The sequence below is a fragment of the Arthrobacter sp. Leaf337 genome (assembly GCF_001423745.1).
Lineage (GTDB): Bacteria > Actinomycetota > Actinomycetes > Actinomycetales > Micrococcaceae > Arthrobacter.
In genome coordinates, this window is sequence record NZ_LMPC01000005.1 from 88,272 (window position 1) to 105,317 (window position 17,046).

12 protein-coding genes and 1 pseudogene are annotated in these 17,046 nt (G+C 60.6%); 7 read left to right on the top strand and 6 right to left on the bottom strand.

The genetic code is table 11. The features are described from left to right. The first annotated feature begins 296 nt into the window (after nt 1-296). Entirely contained in the window at nt 297-419 is a 123-nt protein-coding gene (locus tag ASF98_RS24995) for a hypothetical protein (protein ID WP_268760414.1), read from the top strand. A gap of 265 nt (nt 420-684) precedes the next feature. Here the strand turns inward: ASF98_RS24995 and ASF98_RS24045 are convergent, their stop codons facing one another. Genes ASF98_RS24045 through ASF98_RS06125 form a run of 5 tightly spaced genes read right to left on the bottom strand, consistent with a single transcriptional unit; the run spans nt 685 to nt 9,570 of the window. Further along, nucleotides 685-873, bottom strand: a complete 189-nt coding sequence (locus tag ASF98_RS24045; protein ID WP_156372308.1) for a hypothetical protein — start codon at nt 871-873, stop codon at nt 685-687. Beyond that, nucleotides 870-1,685, bottom strand: coding sequence for a matrixin family metalloprotease (locus ASF98_RS06110; protein WP_055798954.1), 816 nt, complete (start codon nt 1,683-1,685; stop codon nt 870-872). Before ASF98_RS06110 ends, ASF98_RS24045 begins: the two co-directional genes overlap by 4 nt. A 39-nt stretch (nt 1,686-1,724) precedes the next feature. Further along, nucleotides 1,725-3,140, bottom strand: coding sequence for a hypothetical protein (locus ASF98_RS06115; RefSeq protein WP_055798958.1), 1,416 nt, complete (start codon nt 3,138-3,140; stop codon nt 1,725-1,727). Between the two features lie 2 nt (nt 3,141-3,142). Then, nucleotides 3,143-7,678 carry a hypothetical protein gene (locus ASF98_RS06120; RefSeq protein WP_156372309.1) on the bottom strand — a complete coding sequence of 1,512 codons (4,536 nt, stop codon included), beginning with the start codon at nt 7,676-7,678 and terminating at the stop codon, nt 3,143-3,145. Between the two features lie 11 nt (nt 7,679-7,689). Further along, the gene (locus ASF98_RS06125; RefSeq protein WP_082506734.1) at nt 7,690-9,570 is read right to left on the bottom strand and encodes a CHAT domain-containing protein; all 1,881 of its coding nucleotides are present in this window, start codon (nt 9,568-9,570) and stop codon (nt 7,690-7,692) included. A 284-nt stretch (nt 9,571-9,854) separates the two neighbouring features. Between ASF98_RS06125 and ASF98_RS06130 the strand changes: the two are divergent. From ASF98_RS06130 to ASF98_RS06155, 5 genes and pseudogenes are all read left to right on the top strand, one after another. Continuing rightward, nucleotides 9,855-10,732 (top strand): annotated as a pseudogene (locus tag ASF98_RS06130) (IS256 family transposase); the annotation flags it as partial. 180 nt (nt 10,733-10,912) lie between these two features. Next, the gene (istA, locus tag ASF98_RS06135) at nt 10,913-12,589 is read left to right on the top strand and encodes an IS21 family transposase (RefSeq protein WP_055798966.1); all 1,677 of its coding nucleotides are present in this window, start codon (nt 10,913-10,915) and stop codon (nt 12,587-12,589) included. Beyond that, nucleotides 12,586-13,404: an IS21-like element helper ATPase IstB gene (istB, locus tag ASF98_RS06140; RefSeq protein WP_055798967.1), complete on the top strand. Its 819-nt coding sequence runs from the start codon at nt 12,586-12,588 to the stop codon at nt 13,402-13,404. Before istA ends, istB begins: the two co-directional genes overlap by 4 nt. 96 nt (nt 13,405-13,500) lie before the next feature. After that, a complete protein-coding gene (locus tag ASF98_RS06145) occupies nt 13,501-13,785 on the top strand; it encodes a nuclear transport factor 2 family protein (RefSeq protein ID WP_082506735.1) in 285 nt (94 codons plus the stop codon). Nucleotides 13,786-15,289: 1,504 nt separating this feature from the next. Further along, entirely contained in the window at nt 15,290-15,871 is a 582-nt protein-coding gene (locus ASF98_RS06155) for a hypothetical protein (RefSeq protein ID WP_156372310.1), read from the top strand. Nucleotides 15,872-15,975: 104 nt separating this feature from the next. Here the strand turns inward: ASF98_RS06155 and ASF98_RS25000 are convergent, their stop codons facing one another. After that, the gene (locus tag ASF98_RS25000; RefSeq protein ID WP_268760415.1) at nt 15,976-16,098 is read right to left on the bottom strand and encodes a hypothetical protein; all 123 of its coding nucleotides are present in this window, start codon (nt 16,096-16,098) and stop codon (nt 15,976-15,978) included. A 401-nt stretch (nt 16,099-16,499) separates the two neighbouring features. On the opposite strand from ASF98_RS25000, the gene ASF98_RS25135 reads away from it, so the two are divergent. Next, on the top strand, nt 16,500-16,985 hold the full coding sequence (locus tag ASF98_RS25135; protein WP_442854029.1) for an HAD domain-containing protein: 486 nt from the start codon (nt 16,500-16,502) through the stop codon (nt 16,983-16,985). Nucleotides 16,986-17,046 lie beyond the last annotated feature (61 nt).

The window sequence follows — 17,046 nt, forward strand, 5'->3', positions numbered from 1 at the left end:
GCGTTACTGCCGCGTTATTTTGAACTCCGGGTTCCGCGGACTGCCCCGGAAGTAGCCTGCCAGGCCTCAGCCTCAGCGTTTTAGATCGGGTGCCCTGGATGAAGTACTGATCGCTATCGTCACATTGACCAACGGCGGTGAGCGGCCCGTCGATATCAGCGGGCGATTTAACTTTGTCGAGGGTGACCTGGACGTTGTCGTAACCGGCCCCAACGGATCTAGGACCCCCGCGGGCTGCCCGTGGCCCGCGGACAGCGAACCGCGGAAGGTGGAACTCGGACCGGGACAGGCCGCTCATGGGAGGCGTCCTGCTGCTCAGCGCCGGGGGCGTGGAACCCCTGTTCCCGACCGCCGGCCGATACGGCCTGCTCACCGAGTATTCGCCAGCGCCCGGCCAGATGCTCCGCAGCGAGTCGTAACCGTGGTACGCACGGAGCCCAGGGATGAAACCGGCAGGAAGCGCCAGGGCGCTGGAGAATCCTCAGGTGACGCAGAGCCTGGCATCAGCGTCATGCCTCGGCGATAACGGGTTGACAGAGTGCGGTGATGGTACCCGTCCCACTTGGGTTCAAAAGTCGATGTCCCCGGTAGTGCGTTGCCCTGTGGCATCTTCGCAACGGCCCGGGCCAGCGTGACTTTCGCGGGGGGACAAGGCCCGGCGGCAATCCACCCCACGAGCCCGGTTTAGAGGCCGTCATCGAGACTTTCCAGCGCGTGGACTTCCGCGGCGTCCAGCAGCCGCGCTGTACTGGAACCCGTCGCGCGGGCGATGTCATCGAGGGCGATGAACCGGCCGGGATAGTAGTTCGATGTCGGCGACTTTGAGGGCCCAACCAGACAAGGGGCTTCGGACGTGGATACTGGCAGCGTCAATCTGCGAACGAGAACTCCAGGTCAGTTCCGCCGTAAACGGACCGTGCGCCCATCTTGTCCAGCTTGGTAAATCTGAGCTTGGGGTCGCCCACACCCGGCGCCACGTAGTGCATCACGGACTTCGGGTCATATTCACTAATCGCGAGGGTATGTTCAGTGGACTCAGGGTTGAATAGATCTGGAGCCTCGGGTCGTATGTGCTCGTGGCGGAAACCGAGGACATGGCCGAGTTCATGTCGCATCACTCCGACGGGGTCGAAGCTTCCCGGGGCGGTGTTGAAATAGCCGTCGAAAACCCAAACCAATCGCTCGTTAGCCAGATCATCCGGGAAAAAGGCCATCGCGATCGTGCTTCCCCCGCCTGCCTGACGAAGGACGGGAAAGTCGACGTCCCCAAAGGTGAGATTGGCGTCGTGATCCTTGCTCTGGACGTGCTTGAACTCGACCCCGCAGATGCCTTCCCAGTCTGATGAAGCAGCGGCCATTCCTTCCACGACGGCAGCATGTTCCTCATCCGTTCCAAAAGATGGTCGCCAGACGCAGTAACTGAGCTGTTTTCCGCGGCGCCACCGTAGTATCTTGCCGTCTCGTTCGATTCCGAGTAGACCCTGCCGTTCGGCATCGGGATCTTCCTGGAGCGCCTTGGCGATCTCAATCCTCCGAGCGGCATAGGAAATCACACGATTACTCTTGAGACCAATGTCGCCCTCGACCACGAAACGCTCGGTATCGATGCCGAGTTGTGGGCACTGCAGGATTAATCTAGGGGACTCCGTCTCAATCTTGCTCGCTAGTTCGTCGGTAGTGATCACATCGGTTCCTCTCTGTGGCTATGCGTACTGCGCAGGGCTCTAGGGATGTAAATGCAAGCGCTCTGCGATTCCTCGACCCGCATCTTGATCACTCGACTGCAACCGCGCCTCCCGCCCAGTCGGCGTTGAATCAGGCGCCATGGCCAGCGTTGCCGATCTGATCGGGTGCGAAGATCGCACAGTATCCGTTCGTCGATCGATGATGAAAGAAGCCAACAGCTCGTCCAGATTCAGCTTCTTGAAGGTCATTGGCTCCTCCAGCGCAGCGTGCATCGCCGCCGCAACCCAGAGACGAACACTGAAGTTCACTTCAGCCTGGACGTTGCGGCGGATGGCGGTCGCCACTCTGATTGCGTCAGTTTCCATCCGGGGGCTCCAGGACAGCACCTCCGTGAGCTTACGGTGGCCGATCGGTGTCCAGGCATGTTCCAACAGGCCAGACGTAAGGCATACGATGTCGCCTTTGAACGCGCTGGAGTCCCCGACGATCCTTGGATAAGTGCTGGACCAAGCACCCGGTGGATCCAGTCCCATCAAACGAAGCACTTCACCACAAAGTGCCATGCGTAGCATCGGGGTTGGGTAGCGTCCCGGGCTGGGGAGTTTAATCTGAGCTTGCCCGATCTCACTCGGTGCACCAGCGATTTCTGCGGCTAGGCCGCTGACGAAAGCTGTGCCGGTCGCGAGGACACCAATGATGTCGGCAAAGATCTCATCACTCCAAGCCCTCCAGACGATCTTCCGTTCTTCGGCGTCGGTTCCTTTGAGGTCCAAACCGGAGATGACCTCGATAGCCTCTGCAGCAAACTTCAGATCCTCGGCGATCACATGACCAGCTTCATGGCCGATGAGAACCACTTCGGACAACCTGTTCACTACGGACCACGGCACGCCGATCACCGGCACTGGCAACCGGCGCACTTCCTCGGCCACCTGCTCGAGGTCCTTCGAATCCAGCCCGGGCGGGTGCAGCGCCTTCGTGCGGGCTTGAGCAAAAGGTGCGCGATCGGCGGTGAGGAAGACAAGGGGAGGTTCTTTGAGTTGCAACTCATTAACGGTGCCCGCATCTCTTGCGGCTACAAGGAATGGCTCATAACATGACCACGCAAGATCATCGGCCACCCCCAAGAAATTGACATACGCCGCCGTGTCCCTTTGGGCGAGCTTGTCGCGGAAGAAGTCCCACAACAGGTGGACCGTACCCATCGCACGCCGGAGCTCGGGCAGGTCCGCCACAGTCCCTTCAAAGGGTGCGACCGAGTTGCCGTCCAGGGGTGTTCCTTCCAGTGCCGACGATAGGGCAGAAGAGATCTGAAGTTTGAGGCGGCTTACCTGACTCTGGTGCAGTGGGAGGTCACCGTTCTTCGATGCCCGCTTCTCCCATAGCTCAAGGTCAGCTTCAAGCCCGGCCCGCTGTGCGCGCAAGCCTTCGATGGCGCTGTCATAGAGCAACACGTTCAGGGGCTTCCAAGCTGAAATTGGCGCCTGGATGCGCCCGAGCTGAGCGACACGAAGTCGCGTAATGGGTGCCGCACCCCGGGGAGCCGGGCTTGATGTCTTTGAAGCCTCCCAACCAAATCACCTAGAGATAGGCCATCACGTAAGCCGTCGACTAGCAGCCGGAGATGATCGACTCGGTCGCTGGCGCCGCAGAAGACTCCGCACAGTACAGACAGGTCCACTGAGTTGCGAACCACGTGCCAGCAAAATGCGTTGGCAAGCATCAGCTGCTCAGCCGCTGAGGAGTCTGATTCCTGCAACATCAGGTCTAGAATCAGCAACGTCGGCCGCCGTTGTTTGATCGCGCTGGTCAGGCTTTCGGGAGTGAGGTGATCTTCGCCCGCCAGCTGGAGCGCGGGTGCTCGGCGACGTTCTATCGGTTCGACCACGAGGTGCACGATGCGGACTTCCTGCCGGACCCCCGCTATCTCTCCGTCCAGGAGACCGCGGGCGTCGCCGTGCAAATACTTTGCGGAGCTTCCGTAGAAATCCTCCAGCAGATCCGTGAGGAGTCCTCGATCCTTACGCTCATTCAGGACGGCCGCGTAGATCTCCGGGGAGAATACTGGGCTTTCCGACGAATGAAGGGTGGCCCGCCCGTCCGTCCGTATGACGGGGCCGCTTTTGGTCATCGAGCTCCACAGACGGGCGAGCTCCCAAGGCCAGCGCGCAGCCGCTTCGTCGCTTATGTCAAGCGTGAGTGTCGAATCGGTCATCGGCTCCACGAAGGTGAGGCCATGGCCGAGAGCTTCGAAGACCGCCTCTGGCTCGGCAGCGAGCGAGAATGGCCCATCCTTGAGGACGTCAGCGGGTATCTCGATCTGCTCCCCGGCTCCAGCCAGGTTAGCGTCATCCACAGTCCTTTCAACCATGATGGCGGTACCGCCCCTAACGCTCGAAATCTGTACCATGCGGGTTTCGTGCTCTTCTTTGAGGGAGCCTGCGCTTTTGGTTTCGCGAGAATGCTGGGCAAAGGAACGCCATCCCGTTTTTTCCTCATCCAAGCGATGTCTGGCGTCATCCAACGACAGCTCAAGTGTGGCTGGGTCGTTGGTTTCGTACTTGGTGAGGGCGTCGAGCACCTCACTCGCCCGATCGGCGTTGCCGAGGATGCGTTCGAGCTCGGCGTACGCGAGTACTAGCGAGGCCGGTGCATTGAACTGGCTGATCCGGACATCCGTAAGAGTCCGCAGTCTCCTAGCAAGTGATGGCGGAACGAGTGCGTTTGTCGCAGGGACTTCGACGAGCCACTGAAGTGACTGGAGACGGGCGGCCGGGCCATCGACCCGAGCAAGCGCATCGGCTAGGTCTTCGAGCAGATCGTTGGTGGGGCCGAGCACAGCCAGGCGTGCGCACTCTAACTCCACCTGCACGGATGGCTCGATCCACTCGACCTTAGCCGCCGACGCGTAGGCCACGCGAACCTGATCGGCGCTATACGGTCCTTTGATCTTACTGGCGACAACAGCGTTGAGCGCTTCAGCTCGACTGTTCGCAACGAGGTCCTGTCTCTGAAGGGTGCGGTTGAGGTTCGAGAGGGACAGTTCCCAGTCACCGCTAATCGACATGAGCCGCGAGAGCAGTAGGTTGGCCTCAAACGCGACGACATAGTCGGACCCTGATGCAGCCTGGCTGAGCGCGGACCGCGCTAGTTCGTTCTCGCGCCGCAACGCGTGTGCTTTCCCCCTAAGAAGCATCGCGGATGGGCTTGGGCCGGAGCTCCCCTCAACGGGCACGACTTGGAGTTCGCGCAGCGCGCTGACAGTATCCAGTTTGAGCAGCGCAGCGGCCGCTCTCGCCTCGGCCGGGTACGAGCGGTTGCCCAACACCTCATCAGCCTGGCCTAGGCCCAAGAGCGCCTGTGCGATTAGATCAGCGGAATCGGCGCTTCGGGCGACGTCAAGGGCGGACGTCCACCGCTCGGCTCCTAGTAGAGCGCGGGCGAGGGGTCTGGCGGATAACTTGGCAAATGGGGTTCCCAAGGCCGTGCGGTGAAGGAGGTGGGCGGTTTCGAGCGCGCTACGCGGAGGGGTGAGCCCTTGCGCCCACTCGACGATCAGCTCAAGGCTCGCTAGGTTTTCCTCATTGGCTGGTGCAGGGTACCGAAGTGCGGAATGGACCTGCTGCCACGCCTTGTCGACGGACTCAAGTGCCAAATCCATCACCGCGTCGAGGAAGGTGGTTCGCCGAAGCTGCGTGGTACGGACACTCTGGTTGATTCCGTGCCGGTGCCACGACAATCCACCTTCGTCGACCGCTTGCCCTGTCGTACTTGCCTGGTGCACGAGCGCTTCACCTCGCTCAAGGTGGGCGAGGCCAACAACATCTGGTGATGGCAATAGTCGGTTACTTTCGCGAAGCCGAGCAGAAACGGCTAGGAGCTCATCGGCGATCTCGGCGCGATCGATGCGACTAATGCCGCCGCTATTCAACAGGGAATACCAGATCCCGTCGGCTACGGTTGCATCGTCGTATACTTCGTAAGCGTGGAAGACGACGCAACGCATTGCTGCGGACCGTGACTGTCCGTTCGCTTCGGATGCTACGCCCTGCCAGTACCGCAATGCACGGCGATGGATATCGTTGAAAACTGGATTCCCCTCCGACCGCAGAAGGTTGCGGAGCGGATCGCGAACTTCTGGGTGAAACTGCACGGCGTCATGGGCGTCCTCCAGCGTCGAGACCCACGAAGAACTGGCAGCGTACGTCAGCAGCTCGTCCCAGGTGAAGTCCGCAGCTTTCTGTCGACGCACCTCATCGACCGTTGGAGGCTGCCACCGAACGACGCCCGGAGCGGGCTTCGGCGTCTTGTCGGTGGTGACGTCGTCGTAGCCGGCACCTCGCACGACAAGCTCCTCGAGGGCAGGCCAGATGATCTGGTCAACCGTCTCTTTGGTGAGGATCTTCATTAGTGCCCCCCAGCGCAGCAGCCACTGGACGAGTCCGTTGGAGATGCGGTCGACTACACGCGTTACGAGGTAGGCCAACTCCACCGACTGGAACGTATCGATCTCGGAGGCTGTGGTGCTGGGGTTCTGCTCAACGTACTCGGCGAAGAGGGCAAGCTTCATCGGGTTTCCGCTGCTTCTCGAGACGATGGCATCCACAATATTGAGACTCATGGGCGATCTCGTTAGGAAACGGCGAGCTTCGTCGTCGGAGAACCGTGGGACTTCGACCGAAATGGCCTGCTGCCCAATCCGTAACACAGTGTCCTTAAGGGCTTTGCTTAAGACATCCGGCCCCAGCAAGCGGTGATGAAACTCCGCCGAGCGCGGCTGCTGCGATCCGTCTAGACGGATTCGGCTATTCTCAAGATCAAATCGTCCGCTGACGATGACTCGAAATCCGGGGACCCCGCGGTCACTTTTGCTTCCACTGCCGTGCCGAACGTCGGCGAGCGCGGCAAGGACTGGGTCGATCTCAGCTCCGTCTGCGTGCTGCACATTCTCGACCGTGTCGACGGCGATGACCACGATGCCATCGCCGAGCGCCTCCGTGAGCTGGGTGCGAAACTTCCGTGGCACTTCGTCTGCGGCCTGCGCCACGACCTCCTCGTCGGTGGACGTGTCATCGCTTTTCGCTGTCGACCCGATTCGCGGAAGCGCTTGAGTATGTATGGCCGCGCGGAGATGACTGTAGGAATCGAGTATTAATGAAAATGGCGAGTGCGGCAGCTGTTGGTCAAGCTGGTGAGCGATAGTTAATAGGAGGCGCCAGGGTTGGGTGGTACTTATCCCGAGGCGGTCGATGTGGTCGAAGTCGATCCACGCCACCGGAATGTCGAGAGATGGGCAGGTCCGGCCAAGAAGGTTCTTTAGGAACATCGACTTGCCGCGACCACCTGGTGCGTGGAGCTGGAGCATCCATTGGTCGCTCTCTCCGAGGAGGAGTTCTTTCACGTCGTGCTCGAAGTCACGCTCGAAGTAACCCTCGCTGGCCTCGCGATCTCGGAGGGCACGTGCGTACCGCCGCAGTCGAGGTGACAGCCTGTCGCGAAGCTGCTGTGCCTCGGCATGCTCGCGCACCGGCCATTCGTCGAGCATTCGGAGTAAGTCGTGGGCGTCACCTACAGCGATGGATGGTGAATTGATAGCCCGTTCAAATTCGCTCTCGAGACGTCGCAGGCCCTCTGACCTAGTCCGGTCGACCGCTAGCAACGCGTAGATCGCTTCGAGCTCATCGCTTGACGTGCTGATCCGTTCCCAGGTCTTCTCCGCATCTAGCCTCCAGTCGCGGATGAGCTCGCGTCGGAGCGGCTCCGGTATTGTCCAAATTCCTTCTTGGCGTCCGCCGGTGCCGCCCTGAACCAATGGATGCTCCATGAGTTGCTGGGCCCTTTCGGCTGTGCCGGTGGCCAATTTGGCTAGGTCGCGCGTGATGTATCTCAAGACTGCGCCGGACCGGAGTAGTTGCCGCTCGTCGTCGGGCAGCACACTGACCACGATGGCTTCCAGTGAACTCGGGTGGGAGGCGGGGTGTTCGGTAGTCATTTCTTGCACCTCTACTGGAAGCTAGGGACGATTCCGCGAATGAGATTCAGCGTGTACCCATTTTTCTTGCCCGTGCGAAGCAGTTCCATCATGGTGCGAAAGCTCTCATGATTCCCTTCGGGTACTTGACTTATCCAGTGGGTCGTAAAGTGCGTTATTGCGCGATCCCATTCATCGGCAGGGAAGGGGCCGATTTCGATGGGCTGCCAGCCGAAGGGCCTAGCCCGAGCCTGCCAAGCATCGCTCCAGTCCTTGCTCGTGGCAAGAAGTATGCGAACGTCGCCGCCGATGGGTGCGACGGTCCCCCCTAGGGCTGGCATGAGATATGGTACAAACAGCTCGGGAAGCAATGTATCGCGAACTATGTTGTCCTGCCAGTCACTCAGCCCGTCGAGGACGAGCAACAGGCTGTTTCCTTGGCCCACGCACCTCGCTAGTTCGTCTCGGAAGTTCTTGATTACCGGACCGCTCATCCCCTCTTCCAAGGCGATTTCCTTCAGTCGATTGGACGGCAGTCCTTCGGCGTCGATTTCAGTGGCGATCTTTGTTAGGACATCATGCCAGCTATTACCTGTCGTCTTGCCGCTGAGGTCTACCCTGATGACGCTCTCACCGTGGCGGGCACAAATCTCCGCCAATGTATTGAGCAACTCGGTCTTTCCTGCTTGCTCCTGACCGCTGACAAGGGCGAGGCGCGTGTCTGTGCTGTCCAATAGCTGCCAAACACGCCAACGCTCGTCCCAGCGAACAACGAAGTCATCAATGAGCCAGCGGCGAACGGCGTGGCTGTTGGATTTCGTCATCGTGATCGCCGTCTCAATATTGCCGCGGACCGTAAGCCGCGGCAACGGCCAATTGGACCGCAGCGCAGGAGCGTTTGGCTGCGCCCCCTGACCTATTGCGAGATTTCTGACTTCATGCCGAGCGGTTGCGACCGCTGCGTCGACAGTTGTGCCAGCAAATAGCTCGGCATAGAAACGCTTGCTGAAGGCAAGGGATGAATCGCCCCTTATCTCACCCATCATGGCAATGACCGCTATGCAGCCGGCATCAAGGAAGGCCTCAACCAACGATGTAGAGGCCGTCGGCGCGTCCCCGGTCAGACAAGCGTTGAGCACGACAAGCCTCGGGGGCATCTGCCTGAATACGCCCCGGATCCGGTCGGCCCCCCAGGCTTCGTTCTGACGAGTGAGAGTGCCGTAAACATAGATTTCCGGCTCGACGTTCGCGGCCGGCCGTACGCCGTGGCCAATGAAGTGGAGAACATGCGGACGGAATTTCAGGAGAGCTTCCTCGATGTCAGCGGGGGTGGGGCGTATCAGAGCTCGTAGGAGAACCTCGTCGTTCTTGGTCTGGGCTGCCGCTTCAATCGCGACCAATTCCTCTTCAGCCTGGATCTTTTTGTCGGCGGGGTCGTTGCCCATAACGACGAGTACGCGCAAGGGATGATCCATCGCGGGCGGGTCGCCTGAATACTCTTTCGCGGATCGACCAGGCTGACCGATACACATCCGCGTGTCAGTAGACAAAACCCAGACGGAGTGACGCAGTAGCTCCCACGGGTACGCGGCAAGGGCATGCGAGCGAAGATCTAGATAGAGTCGTGAGTTGGTGGGATGCGGTTTCAGTTTGCACCCTATTTCGCCTGGGGTGATCCGTTCCCAAAGACTTGTGCCCACGAACTCGTTTCGTGGTTTGTTCAGCAGACCAGCTGCCGTGAGGCATGAGGCAAGGTCGATGGGGACGCCATCCTCGAGGAACGGCTTAGTAGTGTCGAAGCCGCTGTCGTGGGTTGCGATAGGATCGGCCCTGCCAAGCTCGCGCAGTGTTATCGGCGGATCATCCCCGGCCGCGTCATCGTGTGCCCGAAGCGTCAGAATGTAATCGGTCACTTACCGCTCCCCCGATCTCCCAAAGACAGCATCGAGAATTGATCTGGCACAATGCAGAAACCTCGGCAGAGGGCCATAGAACTCTGACTGGCATTTCTCCAGTGTTCGGATTCCGTCGGGGCTCGGTGTACACAATCGTTACTGCGTGGAGTTCATCTTCCTCCGCTAGAGGGTGACTGCACAACCCTTGGAGTCCCCATGGGGAGTGTCTGAATAACGGTGGATTCGGGGTTGGCCTGAGACTCCGGGCGTTGCCTGGCGGAGGACTGATCATGAGCGGAACTATGGATCCCATGGCGACTGATGTGGATCAGCAAGAGTTAGCGCAGCAGCTCCTGGCCCAGGCCAGGGAACAGGGCATCGACCTCGTCGGTCCGGACGGGCTGTTGAACCGGCTGACGAAAAACGTTCTGGAGACCGCGTTGGAAGGGGAAATGGACGAACACCTCGGATACGAAAAGCACGACGTGTCCGGGCGCGGGAACTCCCGCAACGGCACCCGCACGAAAACCGTGCTGACCGAGATCGGTCCCGTGGAGCTCGATGTGCCGCGGGACACCGGCTCAACATTCGATCCGCAGATCGTGCGCAAGCGGCAGCGCCGGCTGACCGGTGTTGAAGAGATCGTGTTGTCACTGAGTGCAAAAGGGTTCACAACCGGGGAGATCGCGGCCCACTTCGCGGAGGTGTTCGGCGCCAGAGTCTCCAAAGACACCATTTCGCGCATCACGGAGAAGGTCATCGGGGAGATGACCGAATGGCAGACCCGGCCCCTGGACCGGGTCTACCCGGTGATGTTCATCGACGCGATCTATGTCAAGGTCCGTGACGGGCAGGTCACCAACCGGCCGGTCTACGTCGCTATCGGCGTCAGCGTCAGCGTCAACGGCGAACGCTGTGGGCCGGGGACGGCGGTGAAGGGGCGAAGTTCTGGCTTTCAGTGCTGACAGAAATCAAGAACCGCGGCGTGGAGGGCGTCTGCATCACCGTCTGCGACGGGCTCAAGGGACTCCCCGAGGCCATCAACACGGTCTGGGCGCTGGCGGTGGTCCAGACCTGCATCGTGCACCTGATCCGCAACACCTTCCGCTACGCGGCCAGGCAGTACTGGGACGAAATGTCCCGTGATTTGCGCCTGGTCTACACGGCACCGTCCGAGCAAATTAAAGGCTGTTGACGTGCCATCTGTGGGGGGTGGCTGTGACAGATTTGGATGGCCCCGGTAGGACGGATATATCTGGCCCCACTTCATGACTCGCCGGGCACCTTGTGACGGTTATTTGTGGCCCCACCTTCAACGTTGGATTCATCAGTGGATGGATGCGGCGGAAGGCTGGTCTGAATGGAGTCGAGAGTGGAGTTGTTCGCGCGGATCCGAAGGGACGCCCGGGTTGAGGGCCTGTCGGTTCGTGCGTTGGCCGCCCGGTACGGAGTCCACAGAAGAACTGTGAGGCAGGCACTGGATTCAGCTGCCCCTCCGGAGCGCAAACAGAGACAAGGGGTGTCCTGGAGGCTGGAGCCGTTCAAGGGCGCGATCGACGCGATGCTGATCGAGGATACAACGGCTCCGCGGAAGCAGCGTCATACCGCACGAAGGATTTTGGCCCGGCTCATCGAAGAGCACGGTGCGCAGGAGCTCTCGTATTCCACGGTGCGTGATTACGTAAGGGTCCGTCGGGCCCAGATTGATGTGGAGGCCGGACGCCGCGTTGAGGTGTTTGTTCCTCAGGAACACGCGCCGGGCGCCGAAGCCGAGGTGGACTTCGGCGAGGTCTATGTCGTGCTGAACGGGGTGAAGACGAAGTGCCACATGTTCATCTTCCGGCTGTCGCATTCGGGCAGAGCCATTCACCGGATTTACCCGACTCAGGCCCAGGAAGCCTTTCTCGAGGGCCACATCGAGGCCTTCAACGTTCTTGGCGGCATCCCGACTAAACACATCCGATACGACAATCTCACCAGCGCGGTCACCGCTGTGGTGTTCGGGCAAGGCCGGCAGCGCCATGAGAACGACCGGTGGGTGTTGTTCCGTTCGTTCTACGGCTTCGATCCCTTTTATTGCCAGCCTGGCATCGCAGGCGCCCATGCAAAGGGCGGAGTTGAAGGCGAGGTGGGCTGGTTCCGGCGCAACAGACTCTCGCCCATGCCAGTCGTTGGTTCCCTGGATGAGCTCAATGACCGCATCCGGGGATGGGAAGCCCAGGACGATCACCGGCGGATCAATGACAGGATCCGCACCATCGGTCAGGACTTCGAGATTGAACGGCCGTTCTTGGCCTCGTTGCCGGCGGGGGAATTTGATCCAGGTCTGGTGCTAACACCCCGAGTTGATAGGTCTTCGATGGTCACGGTCCGGATGGTGAAGTACTCCGTCCCGGCCCGGCTCATCGGCCGGAGGGTCCGGGTCTCGTTGCGGGCGTCCGAGCTCGTGGTCTTCGACGGCCGCACCGTGGCCGCCAGGCATCAGCGGGTCGCTGCCCGGTCCGGGCAATCGGTCCAGTTGGATCACTATCTCGAAGTACTCAAGACCAAACCCGGCGCCCTTCCCGGCTCCACTGCTTTGGCCAGGGCGCGGGAGTCTGGTGCGTTCACCAGCGCGCATGAGGCCTTCTGGGCTGCCTCTCGCCGGGTCAACGGTGACGCCGAGGGGACCCGTGAACTCATCGACGTCCTGCTGCTGCACCGCTCGATGGACGCAGGAGACATCCATGCAGGCATCACTGCGGCGCTGGGGGTGGGTGCTGTCAGTGCCGACGTCGTCGCGGTCGAAGCCCGCAGACACGCCGCGGCATCTTCATGGGGTGGGGCCAGTTCCGACTGTCATCCCGGTGCTCACGGCGAATTGAAAGTGCAACGGGTTGTCAGTCTCACCCAGCGCCGGCTGATGGACCCCGCCGCCGTCATTGCCGGGCTCCCGCCTGACGCCCGGCCCCTGCCCTCGGTCAGTGCCTATGACGAGCTGCTGGCCAAACGTTCCGAACACCCTGCAGGAACCGCGTCGAAGGAGAACATCTCATGAGCCCCACCGCACCGACGACCACCATCACCCCGACTCTGCGCCGGCGCCGCGGCCTGACCGAACAGGCAGCGGTTGCCGCCGTGGACCAGGCCTGCCGCCGGCTGCGCTTGCCCACCATCCGTGGGGTTCTGGACGAAGCCCTCACCGTCGCCGGGAAGGAACAACTCTCCTACCAGGGATTTCTGGCCGAGCTGTTGCTGGCGGAGTGCGACGACCGGGACCGGCGCTCGTCCATCCGCCGTGTGAAAGCTGCGAACTTTCCCCGGGATAAGTGGCTCGGGGACTTTGATTTCGATGCAAACCCGAACATCAATTCCGCCACCATGCACACTTTGGCCACCGGGGAATGGATCCGCAAAGGACAACCCCTCTGCCTGATTGGGGACTCCGGAACCGGCAAATCCCACCTGCTCATCGGACTCGGTACTGCCGCCGCGGAGAAGGGTTATCGGGTTAAGTACACCCTCGCTACCCGGCTCGTAAACGAACTCGTCGAAGCCGCCGATGAAAAGGTCCTGGCCAAGACCATCGCCCGCTACGGCCGCGTGGACCTGCTTTGCATCGACGAGCTTGGCTACATGGAACTGGACCGCCGGGGCGCCGAACTCCTGTTCCAGGTCCTGACCGAACGAGAGGAGAAGAATTCCATCGCAATCGCATCGAACGAGTCATTCTCCGGCTGGACCAAAACTTTCAGCGACCCACGCCTGTGCGCCGCGATCGTGGACCGGCTGACCTTCAATGGCACGATCATCGAAACCGGCACGGACTCCTACCGGCTCGCCCACACCATCGCCCAACAGAGCGCGAGCTAATCGGTCGATCATGGTTACGACCGTCCTGGGGAAAGTATGGGCACTCGACACTGCGGCAGATGTTCAGCGTTCAGCAATAACTGACAGACTGGACCAATGACCGATCACGAAGTGTTGAGTGCTGCACTAAAGCGCGCAGATGCCCTGGCGCGACGTGACGGAGAAACGCTAAGTCGGCTTTTGCACCCCAAGTTTTGCTGGACATCCCATAAAGGAGACCAGTTCAATCGGGAGACGTACCTTCGGTCCAACATAGAAGGCCAGAACACGTGGCACGCCCAAACCCTTGAGCAGGCGGATATCACGGTGATCGGGGACATGGCAGTTCTTACGTGCCTCGTCACCGACGACGTAACAACGATGGGCAGCCAAAACCAATAGTGCATGTCGGGGTTGGTGCACTGGGTCTCACTGGACAACTGTAGCGGCCCCGCCTACGTGCTCTGGAGCTTGGCCGACCGGCTGCTCGTGCGCCGAACCGCCATGGACACAGCCGGAAACCAACGAACCCCCGAAAACGCTCACTGACGGCCTACGACCACTGAACCGAATAGGACTTAATTATCCAGAGGAGATGCAGATTGATGCAGCCGAGCAGTGGGCGGTAGCCGAGGAAAGGGCGGTATTGATATCTTTGCGGCGTGGGTGGCGGTGGCGCGCTCGACGGCGTTGCGAACCTGCTCGGTCGGGCAAGGAAAGCCGTTGAGGTCATCCCTTAGGGACGCCTCGAATGGGACCGCCTGCTGGAGTAGGCCACGGACCCTCTGGATGCTCGACAGGGCACCTTGGAGCATGGAGAAGTCGCTCGACTCGTCAACCAGAGAGAGGTTCGCCAGATTGAATTGGTAAACGCAGATGAGAGCGTAAAGGTAATTATCGACTAGCCGAAATTCCAAGGTGGCCTCGGGATGCGTTATCCACTGCCGCTGGTAGTCGAGGAGTTCCTCCTCGGCGGGAGCCCAACTTCGGAACGCCGTGGCGCAGATGTGGAAGGGCAACAGACCGTTCGGCTCGACCTGACGCGAGTCCAGGAGGCTAAGCGAACTATCGTTCGTGATCCGGTATCTATCAAGTTCCGAAGGGATTGCCGGATTAGCTATTTCAGGGGGCGCGTCCGCGACGGCACTTCGCAAGCGTGAGTTGAAGTCTGTGCCCCAAGGGATCACTATTGTTCGCCAAGATCGGTCCTGGAAAAGAAAGCTCGACGCGGTCATGACGTTAGCTTACGGGTTCGGCTCAATTCCGGTAGTTCGTGGTCCGGAGAATGGAAGCGGCGTTGTTGACGCGAGGAGATCTAGGACTGATTTTAGTAACGCTTTGCCCACTTGCTGCGGACTGCGCCGCCCAGAGAAGGCACGCCTCCGGTACACCCTTCGACCGATTCATGCGTCGAATCGATCACCAATAGCGCTGCATTTGATACACCTTGGAAATACCGATCCGCGCCCGATATCGGTCTGGTTCTTACGCCCTCGCCGCCTGATCAGGCCCCGGCCTGCGCTTCCAAGTCAATGAGCTGCCGACGAGGTCCGGCTCCACCGATAAGCCGGCGCACCTCGTCCCTGGTGGCGCGGGCTTGGGCCACTGCCCTACCGCATGCCTATGACGCAAGTATGGGTTCATGAAGAAGAGGGCTGGCTGCTTGTCGCCGGACATGCAGGTCCGCTTCTCTAACCAACACGTGTCGGGGATCCGCTACCTGCATCTCCTATGGCTCAGTGACTCCGCTGGTTCGTCCAGGAACAGAGCTTGAGGACTTTTGGTGGGGCCAGACATAACCGTCCTGCCGGGGCCAAAAAGGATTGACATAGTCAGGGGGGCATATCACGGTTATTACTCACGTTTGCTGAGACTCCACTAACAAAAGACTATCTCTGGAGCAGTCATGGAAGAGTTCCTGGATATGCCGGCCGACAGCGAAGGAGTATCTCCTCGGCCCGGTGCGATAGATGGGACCGTTGATCAAAGTTATGCGTCCCCGATGCTTGAGGCCCTTGACGGTGAGACAGGCGCTTTCACGGCAGACACGGACGGGGACAGGGTCATTGATACGGTGTCGATTGACCTCACCGGCAGCGGACAGACGAACTACACCGAGCACGTCGATCCGAACGGCACGACCACCTCTTACTTCGACGGTAACGGCGACGGGCAGGCGGATATCGTCACCTCGGGTACCGGCGGAAACTACGACGAGATCCCGATGCCGGATAATCCCCTTCTGAAAACATTCGATTTCAACCAGCCGGCATCTGAGAACGGAACGGAAACAGGCGCCGGTAACATCGAACAGTCGGCCACGGACTCCGCGCCGGCCGACGGCGTCAAGTTTTCCGGTACCGAGATCGTCGCCGGCAGCGCCGTGGAGACCAAAACGGCCGAAGAACTTACCATTGCCGCCGACGGCACAGGCTACCCCTCTACATCGGACTTCATCGAGGGCACCAACGGTTTCACGCCTCTGTAAATCCGAATGGTGAGCTGCATAACCCCCGACCCCAGTCCTGTTGTTCCTAGCCTCCCGGAATCACCCTACGCCCGCCTCCTCGCAGGGGCGGTCGGCCTGGGCCTTCACCTGAGCAGTTGCCATAGATCGATGGCTGCCCTGGCGGCAGCAATCAGCAGGGCAGCGGCGGAGATCCAGACGCCGGCGATCTGCCAGCTGCTGGCGCGTGGCCGCGGTTGTTCGTCCATGATTCTCCTGCCCTCCTCTCCGTGGGGGAGACCATCGTAGGGGTACAGGTCGGACAACGGGGCGACGGGCTGGAAGCCCAGGATTTGGCCGTGCACACGATCTACACAGAGGCCGTGCCGCAGCAGTTGCTCGTTGTGGATGCGCGGGGGACGGCCGTCCACAGAAAAGTCACGGCGTGCCGTCAGCGCCCGGGCGCGGCGCCGAACCTAGGACAAGCCCGCCGAACTAAGTCCGCCAGTCGGCCCTGGTGCTGCGGTCGGGGGCGGCCTGCCCGGATGGTTCCTGGGGAAAGTGCCTGCGGGGGAATTGGGCGACGAGATTTGCCCTAGCGATAGCGGGACCAAACGTTCCGCCCCCCTGTTAGGGTCGGGCCATGGAGCGAAGGCAGGTGCTTATTCTCATGGATGTCGATGGAGTGCTCAATCCCGTGAGGAAGTGGGACAGCATCGAGCAAGAGCACATAGTGTTACTACCCAATGACCGTCGGGTCTTGCTCGCGGAGGCGTCGACATTGGGAACAATCGTATGGGGGACGAGCTGCAGCTTATCCGTGACTGAGCAACTCGAACAGCAGACGGGAATCGCAGGGACTACTCTGAGGATGCCGCTTGGATCCGGTGATCCGGCCGCAGAGACTCCTAAGCTGCGGCAGCTGTCCCGGTGGGTCACACGATTCATCGCAGAATCTCCCGACGACGTCGTAATGGTCGTGTGGATTGACGACGTCCACGGACGAGATGCGCACGAGCTGGCGGCTTCATCTCGCTTCCCGCTCTTGCTGGTCACCACGCAGCCTCAGCATGGCCTGACAACCGCCGACCTAGACAAAGCACGGCGGTGGATCGGGAGACCGGGGCAAGCCGAGCATCCACCGTCCCCAAAATAGGCCGGCCCAGACCACTCAGGCTCGTCTGTTCCTGGTCCCACTCCTATCGTGCGTCGAGGGA